At 74.1% G+C, this 24,611-nt stretch carries 20 protein-coding genes and 3 tRNA genes; 11 read left to right on the top strand and 12 right to left on the bottom strand.

The genetic code is table 11. The features are described from left to right. Positions 1 to 87: 87 nt before the first annotated feature. The 3 genes from QK442_RS20980 to QK442_RS20970 all read left to right on the top strand — a co-directional run bounded on the left by QK442_RS20980 (position 88) and on the right by QK442_RS20970 (position 2,202). Positions 88 to 867, top strand: coding sequence for an HAD-IIA family hydrolase (locus tag QK442_RS20980; protein ID WP_282695534.1), 780 nt, complete (start codon positions 88 to 90; stop codon positions 865 to 867). Positions 868 to 964: 97 nt separating this feature from the next. Next, complete coding sequence (locus QK442_RS20975; protein WP_282695533.1) at positions 965 to 1,552, top strand: hypothetical protein; 588 nt, start codon at positions 965 to 967, stop codon at positions 1,550 to 1,552. Between the two features lie 32 nt (positions 1,553 to 1,584). Then, positions 1,585 to 2,202 (top strand): class F sortase, encoded by a 618-nt coding sequence (locus tag QK442_RS20970; protein ID WP_349239667.1) that lies wholly within the window; start codon positions 1,585 to 1,587, stop codon positions 2,200 to 2,202. Positions 2,203 to 2,263: 61 nt separating this feature from the next. On the opposite strand, the gene QK442_RS20965 is transcribed toward QK442_RS20970, so the two are convergent. Beyond that, a tRNA-Lys gene (locus QK442_RS20965) sits at positions 2,264 to 2,337 on the bottom strand. Positions 2,338 to 2,519: 182 nt separating this feature from the next. On the opposite strand from QK442_RS20965, the gene QK442_RS20960 reads away from it, so the two are divergent. The 3 genes from QK442_RS20960 to QK442_RS20950 all read left to right on the top strand — a co-directional run bounded on the left by QK442_RS20960 (position 2,520) and on the right by QK442_RS20950 (position 7,368). Further along, positions 2,520 to 3,929, top strand: coding sequence for a peptidoglycan-binding protein (locus QK442_RS20960; RefSeq protein ID WP_282695531.1), 1,410 nt, complete (start codon positions 2,520 to 2,522; stop codon positions 3,927 to 3,929). Positions 3,930 to 5,371: 1,442 nt separating this feature from the next. Next, positions 5,372 to 6,601, top strand: a complete 1,230-nt coding sequence (locus tag QK442_RS20955) for an SPFH domain-containing protein (RefSeq protein ID WP_282695530.1) — start codon at positions 5,372 to 5,374, stop codon at positions 6,599 to 6,601. 176 nt (positions 6,602 to 6,777) lie between these two features. After that, complete coding sequence (locus QK442_RS20950; RefSeq protein WP_282695529.1) at positions 6,778 to 7,368, top strand: lytic polysaccharide monooxygenase; 591 nt, start codon at positions 6,778 to 6,780, stop codon at positions 7,366 to 7,368. A 148-nt stretch (positions 7,369 to 7,516) separates the two neighbouring features. Here QK442_RS20950 and QK442_RS20945 read toward each other — a convergent pair. Then, positions 7,517 to 7,590 (bottom strand) — tRNA-Lys (locus tag QK442_RS20945). A gap of 86 nt (positions 7,591 to 7,676) precedes the next feature. Continuing rightward, positions 7,677 to 8,435, bottom strand: a complete 759-nt coding sequence (locus QK442_RS20940) for an IclR family transcriptional regulator C-terminal domain-containing protein (RefSeq protein WP_282695528.1) — start codon at positions 8,433 to 8,435, stop codon at positions 7,677 to 7,679. 375 nt (positions 8,436 to 8,810) lie between these two features. On the opposite strand from QK442_RS20940, the gene QK442_RS20935 reads away from it, so the two are divergent. Beyond that, the gene (locus tag QK442_RS20935; RefSeq protein ID WP_282695527.1) at positions 8,811 to 9,914 is read left to right on the top strand and encodes an LLM class flavin-dependent oxidoreductase; all 1,104 of its coding nucleotides are present in this window, start codon (positions 8,811 to 8,813) and stop codon (positions 9,912 to 9,914) included. 264 nt (positions 9,915 to 10,178) lie between these two features. Further along, positions 10,179 to 11,861, top strand: a complete 1,683-nt coding sequence (locus QK442_RS20930; protein ID WP_282695526.1) for a glycosyl hydrolase family 18 protein — start codon at positions 10,179 to 10,181, stop codon at positions 11,859 to 11,861. 108 nt (positions 11,862 to 11,969) lie between these two features. Here the strand turns inward: QK442_RS20930 and QK442_RS20925 are convergent, their stop codons facing one another. Continuing rightward, the gene (locus QK442_RS20925) at positions 11,970 to 13,748 is read right to left on the bottom strand and encodes an EAL domain-containing protein (protein WP_282695608.1); all 1,779 of its coding nucleotides are present in this window, start codon (positions 13,746 to 13,748) and stop codon (positions 11,970 to 11,972) included. A 403-nt stretch (positions 13,749 to 14,151) separates the two neighbouring features. Between QK442_RS20925 and QK442_RS20920 the strand changes: the two genes are divergently transcribed. Next, positions 14,152 to 15,402, top strand: a complete 1,251-nt coding sequence (locus QK442_RS20920; RefSeq protein WP_282695607.1) for a M6 family metalloprotease domain-containing protein — start codon at positions 14,152 to 14,154, stop codon at positions 15,400 to 15,402. 60 nt (positions 15,403 to 15,462) lie between these two features. Here QK442_RS20920 and QK442_RS20915 read toward each other — a convergent pair. The 4 genes from QK442_RS20915 to QK442_RS20900 form a co-directional block, all read right to left on the bottom strand. Further along, positions 15,463 to 15,536 (bottom strand) — tRNA-Lys (locus QK442_RS20915). Then, a complete protein-coding gene (locus QK442_RS20910; protein ID WP_282695525.1) occupies positions 15,527 to 16,168 on the bottom strand; it encodes a hypothetical protein in 642 nt (213 codons plus the stop codon). Before QK442_RS20910 ends, QK442_RS20915 begins: the two co-directional genes overlap by 10 nt. Before the next feature lie 179 nt (positions 16,169 to 16,347). Then, a complete protein-coding gene (locus tag QK442_RS20905) occupies positions 16,348 to 16,704 on the bottom strand; it encodes a hypothetical protein (protein ID WP_282695524.1) in 357 nt (118 codons plus the stop codon). 87 nt (positions 16,705 to 16,791) lie between these two features. Next, positions 16,792 to 17,406: a TetR/AcrR family transcriptional regulator gene (locus QK442_RS20900; protein ID WP_282695523.1), complete on the bottom strand. Its 615-nt coding sequence runs from the start codon at positions 17,404 to 17,406 to the stop codon at positions 16,792 to 16,794. A gap of 105 nt (positions 17,407 to 17,511) precedes the next feature. Between QK442_RS20900 and QK442_RS20895 the strand changes: the two genes are divergently transcribed. After that, entirely contained in the window at positions 17,512 to 18,120 is a 609-nt protein-coding gene (locus QK442_RS20895; protein WP_282695522.1) for a peroxiredoxin-like family protein, read from the top strand. 14 nt (positions 18,121 to 18,134) lie between these two features. Here QK442_RS20895 and QK442_RS20890 read toward each other — a convergent pair whose 3' ends face one another. The 3 genes from QK442_RS20890 to QK442_RS20880 are packed head-to-tail and all read right to left on the bottom strand — an operon-like array spanning position 18,135 to position 22,221. Further along, on the bottom strand, positions 18,135 to 19,481 hold the full coding sequence (locus QK442_RS20890; RefSeq protein WP_282695521.1) for an AAA domain-containing protein: 1,347 nt from the start codon (positions 19,479 to 19,481) through the stop codon (positions 18,135 to 18,137). Further along, positions 19,478 to 21,067 carry a hypothetical protein gene (locus QK442_RS20885; protein WP_282695520.1) on the bottom strand — a complete coding sequence of 530 codons (1,590 nt, stop codon included), beginning with the start codon at positions 21,065 to 21,067 and terminating at the stop codon, positions 19,478 to 19,480. The genes QK442_RS20890 and QK442_RS20885 overlap by 4 nt, the downstream gene beginning before the upstream one ends. Further along, on the bottom strand, positions 21,058 to 22,221 hold the full coding sequence (locus tag QK442_RS20880) for a hypothetical protein (protein ID WP_282695519.1): 1,164 nt from the start codon (positions 22,219 to 22,221) through the stop codon (positions 21,058 to 21,060). The genes QK442_RS20885 and QK442_RS20880 overlap by 10 nt, the downstream gene beginning before the upstream one ends. A gap of 178 nt (positions 22,222 to 22,399) precedes the next feature. Between QK442_RS20880 and QK442_RS20875 the strand changes: the two genes are divergently transcribed. Continuing rightward, a complete protein-coding gene (locus QK442_RS20875) occupies positions 22,400 to 22,996 on the top strand; it encodes a histidine phosphatase family protein (RefSeq protein WP_282695518.1) in 597 nt (198 codons plus the stop codon). A gap of 121 nt (positions 22,997 to 23,117) precedes the next feature. Here QK442_RS20875 and QK442_RS20870 read toward each other — a convergent pair whose 3' ends face one another. Continuing rightward, the gene (locus tag QK442_RS20870; RefSeq protein WP_282695517.1) at positions 23,118 to 24,404 is read right to left on the bottom strand and encodes a tetratricopeptide repeat protein; all 1,287 of its coding nucleotides are present in this window, start codon (positions 24,402 to 24,404) and stop codon (positions 23,118 to 23,120) included. Between the last annotated feature and the right edge of the window lie 207 nt (positions 24,405 to 24,611).

The following is a 24,611-nucleotide window of genomic DNA, read 5'->3' as shown; positions in this document are numbered from 1 at the left end:
CTAGGCTGGGGGCGTCGCCACAGCGCAGTCGCGTCGCCCCCAGCACACCGCACGTCTTGTACGGCATACGGCAGGAGTCCCGCACCCATGGCAGAGCGCAAGCCGATCGAATCCTGGCTCACCGACATGGACGGCGTCCTCATCCACGAGGGCGTCCCGATCCCCGGCGCCGACGCGTTCATCAGGAAGCTGCGGGAGACCGGGAAGCCGTTCCTGGTCCTCACCAACAACTCGATCTACACCGCCCGCGACCTGCACGCCCGCCTCCTCCGCATGGGCCTCGACGTCCCCGTGGAGAACATCTGGACCTCGGCGCTCGCCACCGCGAAGTTCCTCGACGACCAGCGCCCCGGCGGCACCGCGTACGTCATCGGCGAGGCCGGCCTCACCACCGCGCTGCACGACATCGGCTACGTCCTCACCGACCACGACCCCGATTACGTGGTTCTCGGGGAGACCCGTACGTACTCCTTCGAGGCGATGACCAAGGCCGTCCGGCTCATCAACAACGGCGCCCGCTTCATCTGCACCAACCCCGACGAGACCGGCCCCTCTCTGGAGGGCCCGCTGCCCGCCACCGGCTCCGTCGCCGCCCTCATCACCAAGGCCACCGGCAAGGAGCCGTACTTCGCGGGCAAGCCCAACCCGCTGATGATGCGCACCGGGCTCAACGCGATCGGCGCCCACTCCGAGACCAGCGCGATGATCGGCGACCGGATGGACACCGACATCCTGGCCGGTCTGGAGGCGGGCATGCAGACCTTCCTCGTCCTCACCGGCCTGACGACGGAGGCGGAGATCGACCGCTTCCCGTTCCGCCCCTCGAAGATCGTCAAGTCGATCGCGGACCTCGTCGACCGCGTGTAGTCCGCACAGGGCCTCACGGGGCGTTCTCACGGAGCGTAGCCCCTGCGGATGCGGAAACCCCTCGACCGGGTGACCCTGCCAGTACCAGGAGGTCACCATGCGTTCAGGTCCCATCGCTCTCCGTGCCGCGGGGGCGGCCGTGGTTCTGGTGCTCGCACCCGCGGCCGGCACCGCCCTCGCCCACGACGGCGTCCAGGTCACCGCAACCCCCTCCGCCCCCGGCGCCGACGTCGACATCCGCGTGCAGGGCTGCGAGGGCTCCACCGGCACCGCGAAGTCCCCGGCGTTCGTCGCCGACTCCGAGCTGGGCGGCCGCGACGGCGGCCGGCTCCTCTCCGGCGCCGCCACCGTCCGGACGGGCCTGGAGGACGGTACGTACCAGATCTCCGTCACCTGCGACGGCCACGACCACCCCGGCCTCGGCGCGCTCACCGTCACGCGCCGCCCCGCCGCGGACCACCAGGAGCAGCCCGCCCACCGCGCGGCCCCGGCCACCCCGGTCGCCCCGGTCCGCGCGGGCGGCGGCGGCACCGCCGCCTTCGCGGCCCCCGTCGCGCCCGGCGTCGCCCAGACGGCGAGCGAGGACGGCCTCGGCACCCCGTACACCCTGCTCGGCCTCGGCATGGCCGGCGTCGCCGCCGTCGCGGTCGCCTTCCGCAGCTCCCGCCAGCGGCGCGCGCGGTAGGAGTGGCCGCGTCGAGCCGTCCAGTCACCGGAGTGGCCTGGGCGGTCCTGCTCCTCGGGCTCTGGCTCTGGGGCCACGACACCGCCGGGGGCCCCGGCGGCAGCTCGGCCCCGACGCACGGTGACATCGCGGCGGTCGGCCGCCCGCCGGTCGTGGACCTGCCGCCGTCCCGCCCGCCGCTGCCCGGCACGGCGGAGCCCCGCCGCCTCCGGATCCCCGCCCTCGGCATCGACGCCCCCGTCGTCCCCCGGGGCCTCGACGCCACCGGGGCGGTCGACCCGCCGCCGTACGAGCAGGCGCAGACCGTCGGCTGGTACGGCCCCGGCGCCACGCCCGGCGCGGCCGGACCCGCCCTCCTCGTCGGCCACGTCGACACCGACACCCGCCCGGCCGTCTTCTACGGCCTCAGCGCCGCCCGCCCCGGGGAGACCGTCCGGGTCGTCCGGACGGACGGGTCCGTCGCCGTCTTCACGGTGGACGACGTCCGCGTCGTCCCGCGCGAGGGTTTCGACGCCCGTGCGGTGTACGGCCCCCGCGACCCGGCCCGGGCGGAACTCCGCCTGATCACCTGCGGTGGCACCTTCGACCGGGCGGCGGGCATGTACACGGCGAACGTGGTGGTCTCGGCGTACCTGACGTCGGCGGAGTAAGTCGGCCGGCCCGGTCACAGCAAGAAGGCCCCTCGCTTTCGCGAGGGGCCTTCTTCGTCTGTGCGCCGCCAGGGACTCGAACCCCGGACCCGCTGATTAAGAGTCAGCTGCTCTAACCAACTGAGCTAGCGGCGCCTGCTGACAGAGATAACTCTACCTGACGTCCGGGGGTGCTCCTGACCAACGACGGCCTTCTTCGGCCTGTCGGATGGTCGTATCAGGCCGTTGATCCGTCAAAATGCGATTTGTCCAGACAGTTGAGAAACTGGCGCCCGAAACGAGGCCCAAAAGATCTTGACGAGTGTGGAGGGGATCGCATGAGCGTGCCGGTCTTCGAAGAGTTCGAACCCGCGCCCGACTGTGGTTGCCCGGGCTGTGCCCGGCAGCGCCGCGACCTCGCGCTGGGCCTTCCGGTCCGTGCGGGCGGCCACCCGGCGGCGCACGGCGCCCGCCGCGCCCTGGTCCTGGTGACGGCGGCGGGCGCCGTCCTGGGCGGGGGAGGGACGGGCGGCCTCGCCGCCGCCCTGGCCCCCGCGACCCCGCTCCCGGGGACCCCCGTCCTCCCGGGAGCCCCTGTGCTCCCGGCGATTCCGGCTCTTCCGGCTCTTCCGGCGGACGCGGCCGGGGTCTCCGACACCCCGCAGGGCGGCCGCGCCCCGCTGCACGGCCCGCCGGCCACGCAGGCCGACGGGGGCCCCACCCCCGGCGCGGTCCCGACGACCAGTCAGATCTCGACGGAGTCGCTGCGCAGGACGACCCGTACGGAGATCATCAACCGGGCGAAGACATGGGTCACGGCCCAGGTGCCGTACTCGATGGAGAAGTACTGGTCGGACGGGTACCGCCAGGACTGCTCGGGCTACATCTCCATGGCCTGGAACCTGAGCAGCAACGAATGGACGGGCAGCCTCGACCGCTTCGCCGTCCGCATCGACCGGACCGAGCTCCAGCCCGGCGACATCCTGCTCTTCCACAACCCGGCCAGCCCGACCCGCGGCTCGCACGTGACGATCTTCGGCGGCTGGACGGACTACACCCACACGTCGTACATCGCGTACGAGCAGACCAAGCCGCGCACGCGGAAGCAGGCCACGCCGATGGCGTACTGGGAGAACTCCGGCCGGTACGTGGCCTACCGCTACCGGGGCGTGGTCAGCGGCGGCACCGGGGCGGGCCCCGGCGCGACGACGCCGGCGGACGCCGCGTACCCCGGCGACGCGTTCTTCGGCCCCGGCGCGAACAACGCCCACGTGACGAAGCTCGGCCGGATGCTGGCCGAGCGCGGCGGCAAGCGCTTCTACGGCGAGGGGCCCGGCCCCCGGTGGGGCGAGGCGGACCGCAGGGCGACCCAGGCGTTCCAGCGCGCCCAGGGCTGGAAGGGCAAGGAGGCGGACGGCCTGCCGGGCCCGCACACCTGGCGGCTCCTCGTCTCGGGCGAGGGGCGGGACATCGGCGGTTCGAGTGGTTCGAGCGGCCCGAGCAGAGATGCGAAGGGTTTCCCCGGGCGTGGCTACTTCCGTACGGGCCAATCCAACGCATATGTGGAGAAGCTGGGCAAACAACTGGTGAAGCGGGGCTTCGGCAAGCACTACCTGTCGGGACCCGGTCCGCGCTGGACGGAGGCGGACCGCCGCAACGTCGAGGCGTTCCAGCGGGCACAGGGCTGGCGCGGCGCAGCGGCCGACGGCTACCCGGGCCCGGAGACCTGGCGGCGATTGTTCCGATGACCCCGAGAGCATGAGGTGCACCCCGAATGACGGCAGTACCCCCCAACGACTCCGGCGCGGCAGCCTCACGCGACGCCGCCCGCACCGCCCGCCGCCTCACCGACGGCACCCTCCCCCGCCGCTCCCCGACACCACCGCCGTCGCCGCCACCGGCCCCGAGCCCGGGCCCGGCCTCGGCTCCGGCCTCGGCTCCGGCTCCGGCCTCGGCTCCGGCCTCGGCCCTGGGCCCGGCTCCGGCCTCGGCTCCGGCCTCGGCCCCGGCCCCGGCCCCGGCCCCGGCCTCGGCCCCGGGCCAGACCTCGGCCGCAGCGTCGGGCCTGGTGTCGGCTCCGATGTCGGGCCTGGCCCAGACCCCGGCTCCGACTCAGGTCCAGGCCCAGACCCAGACCCCGGCCCCGACGCCGGTCCAGGCCCCGGCTTCGGCCCAAGCCCTGGCTTCGACCCAAGCTCCGACTTCGGCCCCCGCCCCGGTTCCGCCTTCAGGCCCGGCCTCGACCCCGACTTCGGCCTCGGGGCCGGAGGCGCCGACGGCTCCGGTGCGGGCGACGCAGGCGTCCCCGGCCCTGGCACCCCCGGCCACGGTGGCTTCGGCACCTCCGGCCCCGACGACACCGACTCCGGCACCCCCGGCACCGGCTTCCCCGGCCACGGCGACACCGGCGCCGCCGGTCTGGGCGGCGCCGACACTCCGGGCCCCGGAGACACCGGCCTCTCCGGGGCCAAAGGCACCGGCACCCCCGGGGCCCGGCACGCAGGCGCCCCCGAGAGCCGCCACACCGACACCATCGAAGGCCGACGCGCCGGCCGAGTCACGCCCGGCGGGCGTCACGCACCGGCCGCAGGATCCGGTGGGTGCGCCGGGTGGTTCGGTGCCTGCCGCCGGAGGCTCCGGGGCCACCGGGGCAGGTACCGCCCCCGGTTCACGGCCGGCCGAGTCGCGCCCGACGGCGGCGCCTTGGGCAGTCGCCACCCCCGCCCGCGTCCCGGCAGCCGACGCCTCGATCCGCCTCCCCGCGGGTGAAGCCCCGGCCCAGGCGGGCTCGCCGCGCGGTCCGGCGCCTGCCGTCGGCGGTCCCGGGGCCGCCGGGGCGGGCGCGGGCGAGACCCCGGCCCCGCCCCCGGCGGCTGCTCCGCACCGCCCGGCCCCGCCCCCGGCGGCTGCTCCGCACCGCCCGGCCCCGGCAGCCGCCGCGACACCGGCGCCCGAGAGGGCGGCCGAGCCGCGCCCCACGACGGGCGCCACCCACCAGCCGCAGACCCCGACCCCCGGCACCGCGAAGGCTCCGACCCCGACCCCCACCCTGACCGGCCCGACGCCGGCTACCGCCCCGACCCCGCTGCGTACGCCCGTCGGTTCGGCGTCGGCCGCCCGCCCGTCGGGCGGGGTGCGCCCGGCGGTCGGGGCCCCCGGCCGTACGCCTTCCGTCACCACCCCGGTGGGGGTGTTCAAGGAGGAGCGGGACGTGCTCGACTTCGGGCGGGTCGCCGGGAAGCGGGTGGCTTCGGTGGCGGTGCCGGTCGCCGCCGTGGGGCGGTTGCCGCGGCGTAAGAACGTGATCGGGACGGAGACCACGGGGTCCATCCCCGTGCACCTGCTCTTCCGGGACGGCGGCACCAAGTCCGAGCCCGCCGCGGTCGCCGACGACGGCGGGCCCGACACCGTCGCCATGGCGCCGCCCACCGGGCGCGAGCTCAGGACCGTCATCCCGAGGCCCGTCGTCCAGCCGGCGGCCAGGGCCGTCCCCGCGCGGCCCGCGCCGACGGCGGATCCGGAGCTGGTGGAGCGGGCCGCGTCGGTGCTGCCGGGCTGGGTCGGCGCGGCGGGCGGGCTGCTCGCGCTGCTGGGGTGCGCCGCCGTCGTGTGGTGGACGGGCGCGGTGCCCGACGCGGTCGCGCGGATGCTGCGGCTCTCCCCGCGTCCGTACCACGGCATCCACCTCGCGCAGTGGGCGCTGCTGGCGCTCGGCGTGCTGGCCCTGCTCTTCTCGGTGGGCGGTCTGGGCCGGGGCCGGGTCGGGTACGCCTGGGTGCTGACCCTGTTCGGCGAGTACCGCGGCACCGTCCGCCGTACCGGCCTGGTCTGGGCGAACCCGCTCCTGCTGCGCCGCCGGGTGGACGTACGCCTGCGGCACTGGCGCAGCGAGCCGCTGCCGGCGGTGGACGCGAAGGGGACCGCGCTCGACGTGACCGTCCTCGTGGTGTGGCGGGTCAGGGACACCGTCCGGGCGGCGCTCGGCGTCGACGACCACGAGGACTATCTGCGCGAGCAGGTGGAGGCGGCGATGGCCCGGGTGCTTTCGCAGCTGCCGGCGGACGCGTTCCACGAGGACGCGCCGACGCTCCGGGACGCGGAGGCGGTCGGCGAGGCGCTGACCCGGATGCTGTCGGCGGAGTGCGCGCCGGTCGGTCTGGACGTGTTCTCGGCGCAGCCGACGCGGATCGAGTACGCCCCCGAGGTCGCGGAGGCGATGCGCCGCCGCCGGATCGCGGCGATCGACGCGAAGCACCGGGACAGCGTCCTGACGTCGGTGGTGGACGCGGTCGACGACGTGGTCCACCGGCTGACCAGTCGTGGTCTCGTCGAGCTGGACGACTACGAGCGCAAGTCGCTGGTGAAGGACCTGACGGTGGCGTTCTACACGGGCCGTGGGGGCCCGGGGGAGGGGGCGTGAGGCCGGTTCCGGTCTCGCCCCGCCCACCCTGTCGTTGGTATGGACATGTCCGATTCCCCTCCCTACCGTGATACTTGGTCTAGACCTAGAGGGGCCTGGAGCGGTCCCTTCCTCACGCGCGCAGCACGGCCCATGGGCACCACGGAACTCCCCCACGTTCTCCCTGGAGCGACAGCATGCGCACAAGAACAGCCATGGCCGCCGTGGCGCTCGGCGTCACGGCGGCCTCCCTCCTCGCCGCCGGCACGGCGAACAGCCACGGGTACACCGACTCCCCGATCAGCCGCCAGAAGCTCTGCGCCAACGGCACGGTCCAGAACTGCGGCGGCATCCAGTGGGAGCCGCAGTCCGTCGAGGGCCCCAAGGGGTTCCCGACGCGCGGCCCCGCCGACGGGACGATCTGCGCGGGCGGCAACGCCCGCTTCGCGCAGCTCGACGACCCGCGCGGCGGCGCCTGGCCGACGACCAGGGTCACGGCGGGCCAGAGCCACACCTTCCGCTGGCAGTTCACCGCCCGCCACGCGACCACGGACTTCCGCTACTACATCACCAGGAACGGCTGGGACCCGAGCCAGAAGCTCACCCGCGCCGCCCTCGACCCCCAGCCCTTCCTCACCGTCCCCTACAACAACCAGCGGCCGCCGTCGACGCTCTCGCACTCCGGGACCATCCCCGCGGGCAAGACGGGCCGCCACCTGATCCTGGCGGTCTGGACGATCGCGGACACCGCGAACGCCTTCTACGCCTGCTCCGACGTCCAGCTCTGACCGTCCGGTCCCGCCACGGGCGCGGCGGCTCCCGCCAGGGGCCGCCGTCGCCCGCCCGCACCCGGGCCCCGGCGTCGTAGGACCCCGCGCCGTACACGGGTACGACAGAAGAGGCCCCCCGCTTCCGCGAGGGGCCTCTTCCCGTCTGTGCGCCGCCAGGGACTCGAACCCCGGACCCGCTGATTAAGAGTCAGCTGCTCTAACCAACTGAGCTAGCGGCGCCTGTTGACAGAGAAAATACTACCTGGTCCCGAGGGGTGCTCGTGACCACCTCTCGGGACCCCGGTTCCGCACGGCTCCGAGCCGCCTCAGATCGCCAGCGAGAGCACCACCGGCGCCGCCCGCCGGTTCAGCGTGTCGGCGGCCGAGCGCAGGCGGTGCGCGTGCTCGATCGGGAGGGAGAGCGCCAGGCAGCCCACGGCGGAGCCGGCCGTCAGGGGGACCGCGGCGCAGACGGTGCCGACGGCGTACTCCTGGAGGTCGAGGACCGGGACGGTGGGCGGCTGGCTGTCCAGCTTGGAGAAGAGCACCTTCTCGTTGGTGATCGTCCGGGAGGTCAGCCGGGCGATCTTGTGCCGGGAGAGGTGGTCGCGGCGTCCGTTGAGGTCGAGCTGGGTGAGCAGGCACTTGCCGACCGCGCTGGCGTGGGCGGCGGAGCGGAAGTCCACCCACTCGTTGACCTTCGGGGTGCGCGGGCCGTCGGCGAACTGGGTGATCTTCACCTCGCCGTCGATGTACCGGCTGATGTAGACGGCGGCGCCGACGGAGTCGCGCAGCTCGGTGAGGGTCTCCTGGAGCTTGGCCTCCAGGGCTTCCCGGCGGGTCGAGCCGGAGCCGAGGAGGACCAGGGAGTCCCCGATGACGTACGCGCCGTCGGAGACCTGCTCGACGTACCCCTCGCGCCGGAGCATGAGGAGCAGCGACGACAGATGGGCGACGGGCAGTCCGGTCTCGCGCGCGATCTGGACGTCCGACACCCCGCCGCCGTGCCGCGAGACCGTCTCGAGGACGCGCAGGGCGTATTGCACCGAGTGGAACGGCGCAGTGGGCTCGGGCTTCAGCGCCACGGTTTCCCCCTACCAGGTTGTGACCGCAAGCTTCCGTACCACGATAGCCGCCAAGGGCCCTTTACGGGGCTGCTGTTGGCGAGAATTGCGCGGGGGATCCGGGCCTTGTACTGCGGCTCACCACCCTGGCATATGACATGGGCATGGACTGAGGGAAGAGTCTCAGGTCAGAAGGGTGCGAACGGGTCGTCGCGCAGACGTTCGGCTCGCAGGAGGAGGAAGATTTCCTGGGAAGGCGGGGGTCCGGAAGCGATACTTCCGGTGGCCGAAATGTGCCTTCGGTCACCCGGAGCGCTCCGTTGGTCCCGGAATAAGGGTCCCCGCACCCCTGTTGCCGCTCCGGTGGACACACCCGCACGGAGGAAGGACCGGACGGTGAGCGAGACCGGCACCCAGGCAGACGCAGGCACGGCGGACGACCCCGTACGGGGGGAGGCCCTGGGCACCGCACCCGTACCGCTCTCGGTCCTCGACCTCGTGACCGTGGGCAGCGGCTCCACCGCGAGCCGGGCCCTCACCACCAGCGTGGAGCTGAGCCGGCTCGCCGAGCGGCGCGGCTACCACCGGCACTGGGTGGCCGAGCACCACTCGATGCCGGGGGTCGCCTCCTCCTCCCCGGCCGTGATCCTCGCCCACCTCGCCGCCCACACCCGCCGCATCCGCCTCGGCTCCGGCGGCGTGATGCTCCCCAACCACGCTCCGCTGGTGATCGCCGAGCAGTTCGGCACCCTGGAGGCCCTGGCCCCCGGCCGGATCGACCTCGGCCTCGGCCGGGCCCCCGGCACCGACGGCGCCACCGCCGCGGCCCTGCGCCGCACCGAAACCCTCGACGAAGGTGCCGACGACTTCCCGGAGCAGCTCTCCGAGCTGACCCGGTTCCTGGATGACGACTTCCCCGACGCGCACCGCTACTCCCGGATCCACGCCGTGCCCGGCCCGGTGCAGGGGAGCAAGGGACGGCCGCCGATCTGGCTGCTCGGCTCCTCCGGCTTCAGCGCCCGGCTCGCCGGCCTCCTCGGCCTGCCCTTCGCCTTCGCCCACCACTTCTCGGCCCGCAACACCCTCCCGGCGCTCGACCTCTACCGGCAGTCCTTCCGCCCCTCCGCGGTCCTGGACGAGCCCTACACCCTGATCGGCGTCGGCGCCCTCGCCGCCGAGGACGAGAAGGAGGCGTACCGCCAGGTCCTCACCGGCGCGCTGTCGATGCTCCGGCTGCGCACCGGTCGGCCCGGGCTCATCCCGACGCCAGAGGAGGCGGAGGCGTACGGATTCGGCCCGGCGGAGCGGGAGTTCGTCGACGGCTGGCTGGCGAACCTCGTGCACGGCACCCCGGACGCCGTCCGTGCGGGCCTGGACGAGCTCCAGAAGCGGACCGGCGCCGACGAGCTGATGCTCACGGCCAACGTGCACGGCGGGGAGGCGCGGCTGCGGAGCTACGACCTGATCGCGGACGCCTACGGGCTGCCCGGCGCCGCCTGAGGCCCGCCGGATCCGGAACTCCGTCGGCGGACTGGTCCACCGCCGCGCCGCGCGTCCGGCTTCCCTAAAGGAACCTTAAACCGCTCGTCATCGATGGTGGCGGGCGGTTCTTTTCTGTGCTCCACGCCCCTGACAAGGGCTTTCTCTTCCAAATTGGTCTAGTCCTCAATCTGGTTCAGACCATTGACGCGCCGTTCACGCGGGGGCTATCACTGCTCCAACTCCTGTACGGCACCACCAGTACCCCCCCATCGGAGGACGCTCGTGCACCCCCGTAAGTCATTGATCGCCGCGCTGCTCAGCTCGGCCCTGGCCGCCGGTGCCCTCGCCGCGACCGCGGGCCTCGGCTCCGCCCAGGCCGCCGACGCCTCCGCCACCGCCTCCGCCGGCGGTGTGCGCATCGCGTACTACGACCAGTGGAGCGTGTACGGCAACGCGTTCTACCCCAAGCACCTCGACACGCGGGGCATCGCGAGCAAGCTCGACATCATCAACTACTCGTTCGGCAACATCCACCCGACGGACCTCACGTGCTTCATGGCCAACAAGGCCGCGGGTGACGACAACAACCCGAACGCGGGCGACGGCGCCGGCGACTCCTACGCCGACTACCAGAAGTCCTTCTCCGCGGCCGACTCCGTCTCCGGCGTCGCCGACAAGTGGGACCAGCCGATCGTGGGCGTCTTCAACCAGTTCAAGCAGCTGAAGGCGAAGTACCCCCACCTGAAGATCAACATCTCGCTCGGCGGCTGGACCTACTCCAAGTACTTCCACGACGCGGCGAAGACGGACGCGAGCCGCAAGAAGCTCGTCTCCTCCTGCATCGACCAGTACCTCAAGGGCAACCTCCCGGTCGAGGGCGGCTTCGGCGGCCCCGGCACCGCCGCCGGCATCTTCGACGGCATCGACATCGACTGGGAGTACCCCGGCTCCTCCGGCGGCCACCTGGGCAACCACTACGGCCCCGAGGACAAGCAGAACTTCACCCTGCTCCTCGCCGAGTTCCGCAGGCAGCTCGACGCGTACGGCGCGGCCAACGGCGGCAAGGAGTACCTGCTGACCGCGGCCCTCCCGGCCGGCCAGGACAAGATCAGGTACATCGAGACGGACAAGATCGGCGCGTACCTCGACTACGCGAACATCATGACGTACGACATGCACGGCGCCTGGGACGGCGACGGGCCGACGTACCACCAGTCCCCGCTCTACTCCGGCTCGAACGACCCGACCGACGTCATCGCGCCGGGCCAGGAGAAGTACTCGATCGACGCCGCCATCGACTCCTGGATCGACGGCAACCCGGCCTACGGCATCACCGGCGGCTTCCCCGCGAACAAGCTGACGCTCGGGTACGAGTTCTACTACCGCGGCTGGAAGGGCGTGCCCGCCGGCACCACCAACGGCCTCGCGCAGCCCGCCACCGGCGGCTCGAACGCCCGCCCGCTCTCCCAGCAGGCCGGCATCGCCCACTACAAGGAGCTCGGCGGCGTCGTCGACAACGCGGCGACCACCTTCTGGGACGACCAGGCCAAGTCCTCGTACTTCTACAAGGACGGCGAGTTCTTCACCGGCCTGAACCAGAAGTCCATCCAGGCCCGGGTCGACTACGGCAAGCAGCGCGGCCTGGCCGGCGCGATGATGTACTCGCTCCTCGGCCTGGACGAGAACGCCACCCTCCTGACCCAGATCAACGACGCCCTCGGCGGCACCACCACCCCGCCGACCACCCCGCCTCCGACCACGACCCCGCCGACGACCACCCCGCCGACCACGGAGCCCCCGGCCGGCTGCGGTTCGCTCCCGGCGTACGTGGCCGGCACGGTCTACACCGCGGGCAACGAGGTCTCCCACAACGGCCGCAAGTGGAAGGCCAAGTGGTGGACCCAGAACGAGGAGCCGGGCACGACCGGCGAGTGGGGCGTCTGGCAGGACCTCGGCGCCTGCTGAGGCCGACTCCGACCACCCCGTAGCACCCCATGAACCACTGCCCCCGCCCGGAAGGTCCCTCCGGCCGGGGGCAGTCCCATGCCCGTACACCCTCTCGCGGGGAGGGGGTCAGACCCGCAGCGGTGTGGTGCCCTCCAGCATCGCGGCGATGCGGTCCGGGTGCACCGCCCGGGAGTACAGCCACCCCTGCCCCGTGTCGCAGCCGATCCGGCGCAGCCGGGCCGCCTGTCCGGCCGTCTCCACGCATTCGGCGGTGACGGTGAGGCCGAGGCGGTGGGCGAGCTGCACCAGTGCTTCCACGATCAGTTCGTCGGCGGGGCTGGCGTGTTCCTCGTCCTGGAAGCCGCGGACGAAGGAGCCGTCCAGTTTGAGGACGGAGACCGGAAGGCGGCTCAGGTAGGCGAGGTTCGAGTAGCCGGTGCCGAAGTCGTCGATGGCGATCCGTACGCCCATGTCGCTGAGGGCCTGGAGGGCCTGGAGCGGGCGGCCCGCCGAGCCCATCACGGCGGACTCGGTCAGTTCCAGCTGGAGCAGGTGCGGGGCGAGGCCGGTCTCGGCGAGGATGCCCGCCACGTCCGCCACCAGGTCGGAGTCCCACACCTGGCGGACGGCCACGTTCACGGAGACGAAGAGCGGGCGCTCGCGCGGGTGGTCCTTCTGCCACTGCCGGGCCTGCTCGCAGGCGGTCCGCAGCACCCACCGCCCCAGCTCGACGATCGAGCCGTCCTCCTCGGCGATCCCGACGAACCGATTCGGCGGCAGGGTTCCGAACTGCGGGTGGTTCCAGCGCACCAGCGCCTCCACCCCGCGCACCGTCCCGTCCGCCAGCTCGACCAGCGGCTGGTACTCCAGGGCGAACTCCCCGCGCTCCACCGCGGGGCGCAGCGTGGAGGAGAGCGCCTGCCTTGTCATGCGGTGCGCGTTGCGCTCGGGGTCGAAGAGCGTCCACCGGGCCCTGCCGTCGGCCTTCGCCCAGTACAGGGTCGTGTCGGCGGCCTGCATCAGGCCGGTGGCGGTGGTGCCGGCGGCGGCGCGCTCGACGACGCCGATCGAGGCGGAGACCGCGAGCCGCTGTCCGCCCAGGTCGAAGGGGCGCTCCAGGGCGTGGAGCACCGAGCGGGCCAGGTCGGCGAGTTGCTCCGTACCCGTGGAGTCCTCGACGAGGACGGCGAACTCGTCGCCGCCGAGCCGGGCGACGAGGTGGCCGCCGCCGCGGCTGTAACCGGCGCTGTCCGCGCACTCGGTGAGCCGGCCGGCGACGGCGGCGAGCAGCCGGTCGCCGACCCGGTGCCCCAGGGTGTCGTTGACCGCCTTGAACCCGTCGAGGTCCAGGTAGCAGAGGCCGATCCGCCCTGTTCCGCCATGCCCGTACGACTGGTACGACCGGTGCGGGGGGTCGGAGCCGTACGGTTCGAGCGCGGCCGACAGGCGCTCGAAGAAGAGCGCCCGGTTGGGCAGCCGGGTGACCGGGTCGTGCATCTGGAGGTGGCGCAGCCGGGCCTGGAGCTCGCGCCGGTCGCTGATGTCCGCGACGGAGAGCAGCACCCGGCCGGTGTCCGGGACCGGGGCGACGGTGACCTCGGCCCACAGCTTCCGCCCGTCGGGGTGCTTGAGCCGGCGGGTGCAGCGGAAGCGGGAGCGGCGGCCGCGCAGCACCTCGCGGTACGCCTGCCAGGTGCGCCTGTCGGCGGCGAGGTCCACGAGGTCGGCGGCGGCCTGCTCGCGCAGGGCGGCGCTGTCGGTGCCGAGGAGGGTGCCGAGGGAGTCGTTGGCGGCGACGACCAGGCCCTCCCGGTCCACGAGGGCCATGGCGATCTGGGAGGCGCGGAAGGCGGCCCGGTAGTCGCGGAGTTCACTTTCCGTGAGCGTCGGACGGGCCGGCGGGATGTCCGGCGGCTCTGTGTGTACCGGTCCTTCGGGGGTTCCGCTCACCGCTCACTCCCGTTGTGCAGAGGGGCCGTTCACATGTGGTCGGGATGGTCGGCCTGGGACGAAGTGTGCCGATCATAGAGCCCTGCCGGGCGAGCGTTCCAGCTCCTGGGCGGTCTGCCGGGGCTCCGGCGGGTGTGAGGATGACCACCGCGCGCCACCCTCGCGACCGTTCACGCCCGGGTCTGACCCATGGCGGCGGCGGGCTGACCGAATGTGACTTTCCGTGAGCTGGAGTCTGTCCGGCCCGCGTCACCCCGGTGCCGCCCCCTCACCCGACCGGGGCAGCGGAAACATGCGAAACACCGCGAACCATCACAAGGTGGTGGAGGTGTCCCGCACTCGCGAACCGGAGGTCCACGTGGAGGGTCAGCAGCCACCCGGGGGAGTGGAGCGCTCCCGGCTGCGCGCCGGAGCCGCCTCGCTCACCGCTCTCGCCGCGCTCGCGGCCACCGGCCTGGTCGCCGGGCCCGCCGCGGCCGCGCCCTCGGCCGGCCCCTGCGCCCTGCCCCGTACCGCCGCGCACCACTCGCTCGGCCTCGACAGCTGGAACGGCTCCTACCCGCGGCCCGAGCGCTCCCTCGACGCGGTCATGATCTTCCTGTCCTTCCCGGACGCCACCCCGCTGACCACGCCGGAGGAGCTGGCCGCCGACCACTTCCCGGCCACCACCGAGTTCTTCCGGCGGGCCTCCTACGGACGCTTCACCCTGCACCCGCACCCCCGCGCCGACTGGACGCCGATGCCCCGCCCGTCCACGGACTACGACATACGGCGTGACTGGGACGCCGGGAAGCGGGCCGCGTACCTGAAGGACGCGATCGCCGCGGCCGACGACTCCGTGGACTTCTCCCGGTACGACATCGTCTACCTGGTCGCCGACCCGGACGCGCCCGGCGTGGACTCGGACGCCACCAAGGTGGTCAACCTGGAGCGGCCGCTGGAGGCGGACGGCGCGCGGATCCGGCGCGTCGTCACGGTCTTCGAGCGGCACCCGCCGGACCGGAACGTCCTCGCCCACGAGACCGGGCACGTCTTCGACCTGCCCGACCTCTACCGCAGGCCCCTCGACGGCAAGGGCGACTGGGACACCCACGTGGGCGACTGGGACCTCATGGGCAGCCAGTTCGGACTCGCCCCCGACCCCTTCGGCTGGCACAAGTGGAAACTGGGCTGGCTCGACCGCTCCCAGGTGACCTGCGTCCAGGGCGGCGAGCCGCGCCTGGTCGCCCTGGAGCCCGTCTCCGCCGCCCCGGCGACCCCCGCCGCGCGCTCCACCCGGCTCGCCGTCGTCCGCACGGGCCCGGACAGCGTCCTCGCGGTCGAGGCCCGCGCCGCCACCGGCAACGACGCCGACACCTGCACCGAGGGCGTCCTCGTCTACCGGGTCCGGGCCGGCACGCCCTCCGGCGGCGGACCGGTCGAGGTCGTCGACGGCCACCCGGCCACCGAGGCGTGCTGGGAGCGCTCGGTCTACCCGCCGCTCGCGGACGCGCCGCTGGAGGTGGGCGAGCGGCTCACCGTGCCCGGCACGGGCGTCCGGGTCGAGGTCGTGGACCGCAGCGAGGCGGGCGTCTGGACGGTGAAGATCACCCCGCCGTCCCCGGCCTGACCTTCAGGTGCGGCGACATGCAGAAGGCCCCCCGCTTCCGCGAGGGGCCTTCCGTGTCTGTGCGCCGCCAGGGACTCGAACCCCGGACCCGCTGATTAAGAGTCAGCTGCTCTAACCAACTGAGCTAGCGGCGCCTGCTGACGTCGTAGACATTAGCACCCTGAGCGGCGGGAGCAAAAATCGATACCCGCACGTCGGCGGCGGAAACCGCCCGGGCCGCCCGTACACAGGCCCACAGCATCACCTCGGGCCCCGGCAGCCAGGGGTTCCGGGTGTCCGGGGCGACCAGCCAGCGCGGCTCGGAGGACTCCTGCCCCGCCGGGGCCAGCGGCGGCACGGTCACCGCGTCGCCCGTGCCGTGACAGAGCGGTCGCGGCACGGCATCGCCCCACTCCTCCCAGTCGAGCAGCGCGGGCAGCCGCTGGGCGGTGCCCGGCGCGGCGAAGAGCAGCATCCGCCCCCGGTGCGCCGCCACGGGCCCGGAGCCGGGGCCCTCCTCCCACAGCCGGTCCAGCATCCGCCGCCCGAAGACCGGGTCCACGTTCACGACGTCGAAGACCGTCCCGCAGGGCAGCACCGCCGGGCACTCCGGCCGCGCCTCCCAGCGCGCCAGCGCCGCCCCCGGCTCCCCGCCGGCGGCCGAGGCCAGCCAGGCGGCGCCCTCGCCGGTCACCCGGGCGGTCTGGTACCGGTCCTCCTCACCCGTCCGCAGGAAGCGGAAGACGTCGTACGGGGTCTCGTCGCGCAGCCAGCTCGTCGTCGTCATGGAGACAGGTCTACCGGCGGTGACGGAACGGACGCCGGGAGTTCCGGAAAACTCCGGGAAACCCGGACGGGGCCGCGACCGGAGGAGTATCGTGCGCTCCGCATATGCCGAACGGTTGTTCCGTCGGGCTGCGCGCAGACCTGCCGGACCCACCCCCGGCCGGCGCCGCCCCCGGCCCGTCAGTCCTCCGCGGGCCGCCCGTTCGTGCGGATCAGGTCCCGTCCGAACTCGATCATCTTCCGCGCGTAGTCCTCGGTCCACGCCGCCCGCTCGGCCACGTCCGCCGCCGTCAGGCGGTCGAACCGCTTCGGGTCGGTGAGCTGGGCCGCCGCGACCGCCTGGAACTCGATCGCGCGGTCCGTCGCCGCCCGGAAGGCGAGGGTCAGCTCGGTCGCCCGGGACAGCAGCTCCTTCGGGTCCTCGATGGACTCCAGGTCGAAGAAGTGCTCCGGGTCGGCGGTCGCCTCGGCAGGCTCGAAGACCAGGGGCGCCGGCCGCAGCCGCCGCTGTCCGCTCCGCTCCGCGGGTTCCGCCATCGCTCGCTCCTCCTCGCACGCGCACGGCCCGGACCCCCGGACCACCCCCATTGTCCCGCGCCCCGCAAGACCGCCCCACCGCCCGTCTCAGCCGCCGAGCCCCCGCAGCAGCAGGCGGAGCCCGCCGAAGAACTCCTCGTCGGCGGTGACCCCGCGGGCGTCCCTGGCCGTCGCGGTGAGCAGCGGGAAACGGTCCTCGGGCAGCGCGGCGATCGTCTCCGTGCCCGGTCCGGCGAGCGGCCCCCGGTGCTCCAGCTGGATCGCCCCGGTCATGTACCCGTGCAGCGCCCGCAGGGCGACCACACGCCGGGGCCCTTCGACGCCCGCCTCGGCGAGGATGCCGAGCACCGTCTCCGACCAGCGCAGCCCGACGGGGGAGCGGTGGCGGTGGGTGAGGGCCAGCGGTACGGCCTCCGGGTGCCGGGCCACGGCCTCGCGCAGCCGCCCCGCCATGACCTCGACCCGCTCGGCCCAGGGGCCGCCCCCCGGCGGCGGGGCGGTGTCCACGGGGTCGAGGATCCGGTCGACCACCAGCCGCTCCAGCTCCTCGCGGTCGGAGACGTACCGGTAGAGCGCCATCGGGCTCATGCCGAGCTCCTTGGCGGCGGTGCGCATGGAGAGGGCCGCGAGCCCGTCGCGGTCGACGACGGCGAGCGCGGCGGCGGCGAGCCGGTCCGGGGTGAGGGAGCGAGGTCGTGGCATGGCGGTTGACAGCGTACGCCCTACGCCTACGGTCTTAGGAGTACGCCGTACACCTACGGCTCCAGGGAAAGGTGACCCATGCCCACGCCCTCGTCCCGAACGTCCGTGTCCCGAACGCCCTCGTCCCGCACGCCAGCGCCCCGTTCCCGGCTCGCCCCGGGCGACTCCGTCCCCGCCCGCACGCTCGCCCCTGTCGTCGGCCCGCCGCTGGCCGTCCCGGACCCCGCCCGCGCCGTCCACGTGCAGTTCCGGCGCTTCGCCGGCTGCCCCGTCTGCAACCTCCACCTCCGCTCGGTCGCGCTGCGCCACGAGGAGATCGAACGGGCCGGGGTCCGGGAGGTGGTCCTCTTCCACTCACCGGCCGAGGAGCTGCGCGAGCACGTCGCCCACCTCCCGTTCGCCGTGGTCGCGGACCCCGCCAAGGAGCTGTACGCGGAGTTCGGCGTCGAGGCCCACCGCCGGGCCCTGCTGGACCCGAGGGGCTGGCCCGCGATCGTCCGGGGCGCGGCCAGGGCCGCCGTGGGGCTGCTCCGGGGCCGCGGCCGGCTGCCGGCCGCCTCCCAGCCCGGCGGCCGGACCGGCCTCCCCGCCGACTTCCTGATCGCCCCGGACGGCCGGATCACCGCCGCCAAGTACGGCGAGCACGTCTACGACCAGTGGTCGGTCGACGAACTCCTCACCCACGCGGCCGAAGCCGACGCGGCCCCCGCCTGACCCGGGGAGACGGATCAGGGAGTCCAGCCCACCCGGTGCTCCGCCAGATGCGACAGCACCGCGTGGTTCGCCTCCCACCCGTCCGGGAACTTCATCGTGACGCCCAGCTGGACCGGCTCCGTCGACGGGTGCTCGTCCAGGAGGTCGGTGACGCCGGCGCGGCAGACGACCACGCACGCGTGCCGGTGGCGGGAGGCCAGGACGCAGAGCCGGCCCGTCTCCAGGTGGAAGGCGGTGGCGTCGGGGCGGCCCGACAGGGGGTGGAGGACGACCGTGACGTCGTACTCGCGGCCCTGGAGGCGGTTGGCCGTGTCGACCGTCACCCCCGACACGCCCACGGCCGCCAGGGCCGCGCGGACGGCGGCCGCCTGGTCGCGGTGGGCGGTGCCGACCGCGATCCGCTCGGCGGTCAACGGCACGGGCGCCTCCGCGCGCTCGCTCACCGCCGCGCCGCCCCGGTCCAGGAGGCGCCGCACCACCAGGGCCACCGCGTGGACGGCCTCCGGGTCGGTGCGCGGGGTGTGCCGGGCGGGAAGCTCAAGCAGGCCCCAGCCGGACTCGGCGGCCTCGTCGAGGACCCGGTCAGGGGCGGAGCCGTCGGAGGGCACGCCGAAGGCGAGGCGCCGGTCGCCGGGACCCGTCCCGGCACGGAACGGCGTGTACGGGTAGAAGGCGTCCGACACCAGCGGCGCCGCCGACGCGGGCAGCCGCCAGGAGACCGGCAGCCGGTGCTGCGGCAGCTCCGGGTTGTGGGCGAGGAGCGTGGAGACCGCCGACGCCGACGGGTCGTACGAAAGCCCCGCCCACTGCTCCGCCCCGACCACCGAGAACGGGTCCAACTGCCCCGGGTCGCCCACGAACAGCGCCCGCTCGAAGAGGCCCGCCACGGCCAGCAGCGCGTCCGAACGCATCTGGTACGCCTCGTCCACGATCGCGTGCGCCCACGGCTCCACGTTCTTCACGTGCGCCCACTTGGCCGCCGTCGAGATCACCACCGGCAGCCCCGCCAGGTCCCCGGCCTTCGCCGACTTCCGTACGTGTTCCAGCGCGTCGAGCGCCTTGTCGTACGGGTCCCCGTCGCTGGAGTGCAGCCGGCCCACCTCCAGGCCCGGCTCCTTCTCGGCGAGCCGCAGCACCAGGTCGTCGACCTGCGCGTTGGTCTGCGCCACCACCATCAAGGGGCGCCCTGCGGCGGCCAGTTCGAGCGCCGCCCGCACCACGAGGGTGGACTTTCCCGCGCCGGGCGGGGAGTCGACGACGACACCCCGCGCGGTGCCGTGCAGGGTGTCGGCCAGGATCGCGGCCGTCGCCTTCGCCGCCGCGGCGGACGGGTCGGACACGGCGGGGTCGTACACGGTCACAGCAGGTCCTCGGGGGTCACGGCGTCGGGGAGTTCGGCTTCGGCGGTGCGCGGCGGGCCGCCGTGGGTCCACGGCGTCTCCTCCGGGTCCGGCAGCTTCGGCCCCACCCGCTGGTCGTGCTCGAAGAGGGTCCAGGCGATCCGCTCGCCCTTCTCCGGCACCGTGCCCTCCGCGGGCTCCTTCGACCGGCCCATCTTGTCGAGGAGCCGGAGCACCAGGGAGCCGTCCGCCTCCCGGGACACGAACTCGGCCGCCTGCGGCCTGCCGTCCAGTGAACGCCACACCTTCACGCCCTCGTCCAGGTGCGGCCGGTCCTCGGTGCGGACCGTGAGCAGCGGGCGCGGCGCGGGCCGCTTCGACTCCGTCCACGCCATGGTCACCTCGACGACCTCGCCGGTGAACGCCTCGCCCGCCAGCCGCCGCCCGGCGAGCACCAGCGGATCGTCCAAGGCCTCCTGGGCGTCCAGCTGCCCCTGCGCCTGCTCGCGCGCGGCGAGCTTGGCGGCGGCCGTCACGGCGTCGTCGCGGCGCGGCTGCGGCGGCTCCCCGGCGGCGATCCGGTCCCGGTGGGCGGTGAAGGACCAGCGGTCGCGGGTCCACCGCTCGGCGACCCGGGACCCCTCGGGCAGTGCCCGCAGCAGGCCGAGCGCCCGCCAGGTCGCGTACCAGGTCGGCTCCAGCTGGGAGACGACGAGCCGCCGGACCTCCCGCTCGGCCCGGTGCAGGACGGCGAGGGCCGCCTCGGCCGCCTCGCCGTCCTCGGCGGCGCCGACGGCCAGCCGGGCCCGGTCGTACGCCTCGATCGCCGGCGCCAGGAGCTGGTTGTCGAAGGCCGGGTCGGTCGCGGGCCCCGCGGGCGGACAGAGCAACTGCCCCCGCTCGTCCCGGCCCAGCTCGGCCCGGTGTGCCGCGCGGGCGCCGGGCTCCCCCTCCGGCGGGTCGATCCAGGCGAGCAGCGCTCCCAGGTGCTGGTCCTCCAGGGACGACTGCCCGGTGGCCCAGTGCCGGTTCAGCAGATCGGTCGCCGCGAGCAGCAGCGAGGAGCCCGGCACCCGGGCCCGCTCGCCGTAATGCGTCAGCCAGCGGCCGAGCAGCGGCACGCGCGGCGGCGCCGGATGCGGCGTGTCGGGGTCCTGCTCGGCGGTGCGCCGGAACCGCATCGATCGCCCCAGGAGCCGTACGTACTCGACACCGGCCCGGCTCGGCACGATCAACTGCGGTGCGTCCGCGCACAGTTCGACCTCGACCCTGGCCTTCTTCCCGGTCTCCGGGTCGGTCTGGTTCTTCTCCACCAGCTCGACCTCGCCCGTGTACGCGTCGACGTACGGCAGCACCTCCTCGGCCAGCTCGGCGAGGAACGCGAACCGCAGCTCCCGGTCCCGGGGCTGAGGCACCACCAGGAGCCGGGGCTCCTCCGGGTCGGTGCCGACCAGGGCGCCCAGCGGGGCGCCCGCCTCGCCGGCGGTGGTCAGCGGCACGAGGACGAGCGGCCGCGCGGAGAGGTGCCGGTGCCGGACGGTCGCCAGGGGCTGCGCCCGGCCCGCCTCCACGGCCTCCATCCGGGCCAGGTGCGCGATCAGCGACATGCGGCGGCCTCCGCTTCGGTCAGCGCCTCCTGCCGCAGCGCCCGGGCCCGGCGCAGCGCCGCCACCGCCGGGTCCTCCGCGTCGCCGTGCTCGCCGCGCGCGGCGGCGAGCACCGCGCCGACCGTGGTCAGCCCGCCGAGCTCGCCCCGCACCGACCGGCCCAGGGCCTGCACCGCGTCCGCCTCCCGGGCCCGCGCCCGGCAGTGGAAGCCCAGCTCGCAGGCGGCCAGGCACTCCGGCGCGTAGGCGTGCGGCACCGCCTCGACGGCCGCCGCCAACTCCTGCGCCGAGCAGCCCTCCACGTCGAAGCTCAGCCCCTCCGGCAGGGCCCCGGCGATCTCGTCGATCCGGGTCAGCCGCTCCAACTGCCGCCGGGTGACCGCCCGCTGCTTGCGCACGTCCACCAAGGACCCCGCCGGCAGGTTCGAGAAGTCCTTCGGGCAGACGAGGAGCACCGTGTGGCCGACCTCGGCGCCCTCGGTGAGCGCCGCCACCCGTTCGAGCGCCAGTACGTACACGGCCGCCTGCCGGGCCGCCGCCCCCACCTTCGCCGCGTCCGCCGCCCCGTCCACCATCGGGAACGACTTGATCTCCACGACCGTCCACCGCCCGGCCGGGTCCACCACCACCGCGTCCGGCTCCAGGTGCACCGGCGAACCGGCCACCTCCAGCGTCAGCAGCGGATGGTCGAGCAGCGTCCACCCGCCGGCCGCGGTCGCCTCGCGCAGCGCCAGCGCCGTCCGCGCGGTCCGCCCCTCAGGACCGGACGCCGCCAGGTCGGGTACGGAGACGGCCCCCGGGTCCTCGACGCCGCACAGGCGCAGCAGTTCACGCCCGCCGTCCGCCTTCACCTTCGCCTCGAAGCTGTTGCCCCGCACGATCGCGAACTGCGACTGGCCGAACGGCGCGGGCGAGCCGAGCCGCGAGGCGAGCGCCCCCTTGTCGACCCCGGCGCCGTCGAGCAGCGCCCGGCGGCGGCACCCCGGGTTCGCGGCCAGCGCGGCCAGCGCCCGCGCGTCCAGCGGGCGCGGCGGCACCGCGGGGCCGCGCAGCTCGGCGAGTCTCTCCCGCGTCCTGCGCCGGCTCGCCGGGGTCGGGACGGGGACCGTCGTCTGCGGCGGCCGGGGCCGACCGCCGTCCAGGGATGTGCTCACCCGCGGAAGTCTCGCATCCGCCACTGACAACGCGGGCGTGTTCCGGCCCGGGGACACCGGGAGTTCGCGCCCGGGCCACCTGCGCGATGATGGAAGGGACCCGACGGAAGGGCACCCGTTCCCCCGTACATATCCGCCATATCCGCCATATCCACGCAATCTCTGGAGAGCACCGCCCATGGCACCGCGCATCCTGCTCGCCCGACACGGCCAGACCGAGTGGTCGCTCCTCGGACGGCACACCGGCAGGACCGACATCCCGCTGCTCGACGAGGGCCGGCGCGGCGCCAAGCTGCTCGGCGAGCGCCTGCATCGGGGCCCCTGGCAGGGCCTGCCCGGCGTCGAGGTGCGCACCAGCCCGCTGGTCCGCGCGAGCGAGACCTGCGACCTGGCCGGCTTCGGCGACCGCGCGGAACCCTGGGATGCCCTCATGGAGTGGGACTACGGCGCCTACGAGGGGCTGACCCCCGCACAGATCCAGGAGCTGCGGCCGGGCTGGCTGATCTGGCGCGACGGCGTCCCGGAGGGCGAGTCCATGGACGAGTTGTCGGCCCGCGCCGACGAGGTCGTGGAGTGGGCCCGCTCCGCCGACCGGGACGTCCTGGTCTTCGCCCACGGCCACATCCTGCGCTCCCTCGGCGCCCGCTGGCTCGGCGAACCCGTCTCCCACGCCTCCCGCATCCGCCTGGACCCGACGAGCCTGTCGGTCCTCGGCTGGGCGTACGGCGCACCGGCGATCGAGCGCTGGAACGACACGGGGCACCTGGAGGGCTGAGCGGGGCTGCGCCCCGTGGATATCGGATCCAGGATCCAACATCCGGTATCCGACCTCCGGGATATCGGATCCAGGATCCAGGATATTGGATCCACAATCTTGGATCCAATATCCGCCCTCCTCACGCACCCGTAAGGATGAGACGTGTCTCGGCCAGCAGCCCCCGGATCCTGGCCGAGGCGATCCCGTCCATCGAGTGCTCCACCCGCCGCGCCTCGGCCTCGGCCTCGTCGCGACGCCCTGCGCGGGCCAGGTTGCCGGCGAGCTGGGCGCGGTAGAGGGCGAGGTTGCGGGCGAAGCGGGGGTGCTGGAGGAGGGTCGCCCGGTACGAGTGGCGGGCGGCGCGGCTCCAGTCGCCGAGCGCGGCCCAGCAGTGGGACTCCAGGGCCTCCAGTTCGGGCTCGCCGAAGAAGGACATCCACTCGGGGTCCTGGTCGGCGTGGCCGCGGCCGAAGTGCCCGTGGGCGCGGCCGAGGCACTCCTCGGCGGCGGAGCGGTCGCCGAGCCCGGCCCAGGCGGCGGCCTCGCGCAGGGAGAGCAGGGCGAGCAGCCGGTCGGAGCCGAGCGGGGCGGCGGCGCGCAGGCCCGCCTGGGCGGCGCGGACGGCCTCGCGGTAGCGGCCGGTGTCGCGGGCGAGGAACGAGGTGTTGCAGAAGGCGTGCGCCTCCAGGGCCGCGTTCCCGGAGACCCGGGCGGTGGCGAGGGCCTCGGCGTAGTGCGAGCGGGCGTCCTCGTGGCGGCCGGAGTCGTGGGCGAGCCAGCCGACGGAGAGGGACAGCTCGCCGGCGCCGGCCAGCAGCCGGTCCTCGGTGGAGCGGCGGGTCGCGGTGCCCTGGTCGAGCAGGGCGTAGGCGGTGCGGAGCGGCTGGGCGGCGCACTTGTAGAGGCCGTCGGCGCCGTGCCGGTCGTCGAGCACGCGGATGCGCCGTACGGCGTCCTCGACGGCGAGGACCTCGGCCTCGCCGATGCGGCGGGTGCCGCGGGGGCTGGGGATCGCGGCGGCGGTGCCGCCGAGCCCCCAGGAGACGGCCGCCAGGGTGGCGGTGCCGCTCGTCATGAATGCGCGACGCAGCACGTCGCTCTCCTCATCGTTCCGGGTCGGGAGGGCGGGGGGCCCCGAGGCCCCGGCCGGGGCGGCCTGCCGTCGGCCGCGTACCGCCTCCCGCGCAGAGAAACCCAGGTCGGCAAGGGTCAGGCCGGGGAACATGTGCAGGAAGACCCGCTCGTACGCGTAGTTCGGACAGCGGATCTCCCCCGCCTCCACGCGCCCGATGTAGCGCGCGTCGCACGCGACCTGTTCGCCGATCTCCCGTGCCGCCCGGCGGACCATGGCGGCGAACTCCGCCGGGGAGTGCTGCCCGCGGAGCCGTCGGAAGGCGAGATTGGGAACTGCCCGTGACATGGCCATGGCCGAGCCCTCTCCTGGTGCTGCCGGGTGTTCCGGCGGCATGAACGTACCTGCTGTGACCGGATGCGTACGCTGAGTTTGGCTACAAATCGGATATCTCGCCTGCGATCTGCCATGAACTGCCATCCTTTGCGGCGGCGTGCCGCCGTAGCCGTTGACGCGTACGGGCGTTGAACCGTATGGGAGAGACGGAACGCGTCTCCTCCG

The organism is Streptomyces sp. CC208A, from assembly GCF_030010625.1.
Lineage (GTDB): Bacteria > Actinomycetota > Actinomycetes > Streptomycetales > Streptomycetaceae > Streptomyces.
This window is presented reverse-complemented; position numbering and strand designations above follow the sequence as displayed.

What these genes read in the sequence shown, in the direction of transcription:
- QK442_RS20900 (WP_282695523.1), bottom strand. Translation starts at nt 17,406, where the DNA reads ATGCCACGACCTCGCTCCCTCACCCCGGACCGGCTCGCCGCCGCCGCG.
- QK442_RS20905 (WP_282695524.1), bottom strand. Translation starts at nt 16,704, where the DNA reads ATGGCGGAACCCGCGGAGCGGAGCGGACAGCGGCGGCTGCGGCCGGCG.
- QK442_RS20960 (WP_282695531.1), top strand. Translation starts at nt 2,520, where the DNA reads ATGAGCGTGCCGGTCTTCGAAGAGTTCGAACCCGCGCCCGACTGTGGT.
- QK442_RS20885 (WP_282695520.1), bottom strand. Translation starts at nt 21,067, where the DNA reads ATGTCGCTGATCGCGCACCTGGCCCGGATGGAGGCCGTGGAGGCGGGC.
- QK442_RS20910 (WP_282695525.1), bottom strand. Translation starts at nt 16,168, where the DNA reads ATGACGACGACGAGCTGGCTGCGCGACGAGACCCCGTACGACGTCTTC.
- QK442_RS20875 (WP_282695518.1), top strand. Translation starts at nt 22,400, where the DNA reads ATGGCACCGCGCATCCTGCTCGCCCGACACGGCCAGACCGAGTGGTCG.
- QK442_RS20975 (WP_282695533.1), top strand. Translation starts at nt 965, where the DNA reads ATGCGTTCAGGTCCCATCGCTCTCCGTGCCGCGGGGGCGGCCGTGGTT.
- QK442_RS20980 (WP_282695534.1), top strand. Translation starts at nt 88, where the DNA reads ATGGCAGAGCGCAAGCCGATCGAATCCTGGCTCACCGACATGGACGGC.
- QK442_RS20870 (WP_282695517.1), bottom strand. Translation starts at nt 24,404, where the DNA reads ATGGCCATGTCACGGGCAGTTCCCAATCTCGCCTTCCGACGGCTCCGC.
- QK442_RS20950 (WP_282695529.1), top strand. Translation starts at nt 6,778, where the DNA reads ATGCGCACAAGAACAGCCATGGCCGCCGTGGCGCTCGGCGTCACGGCG.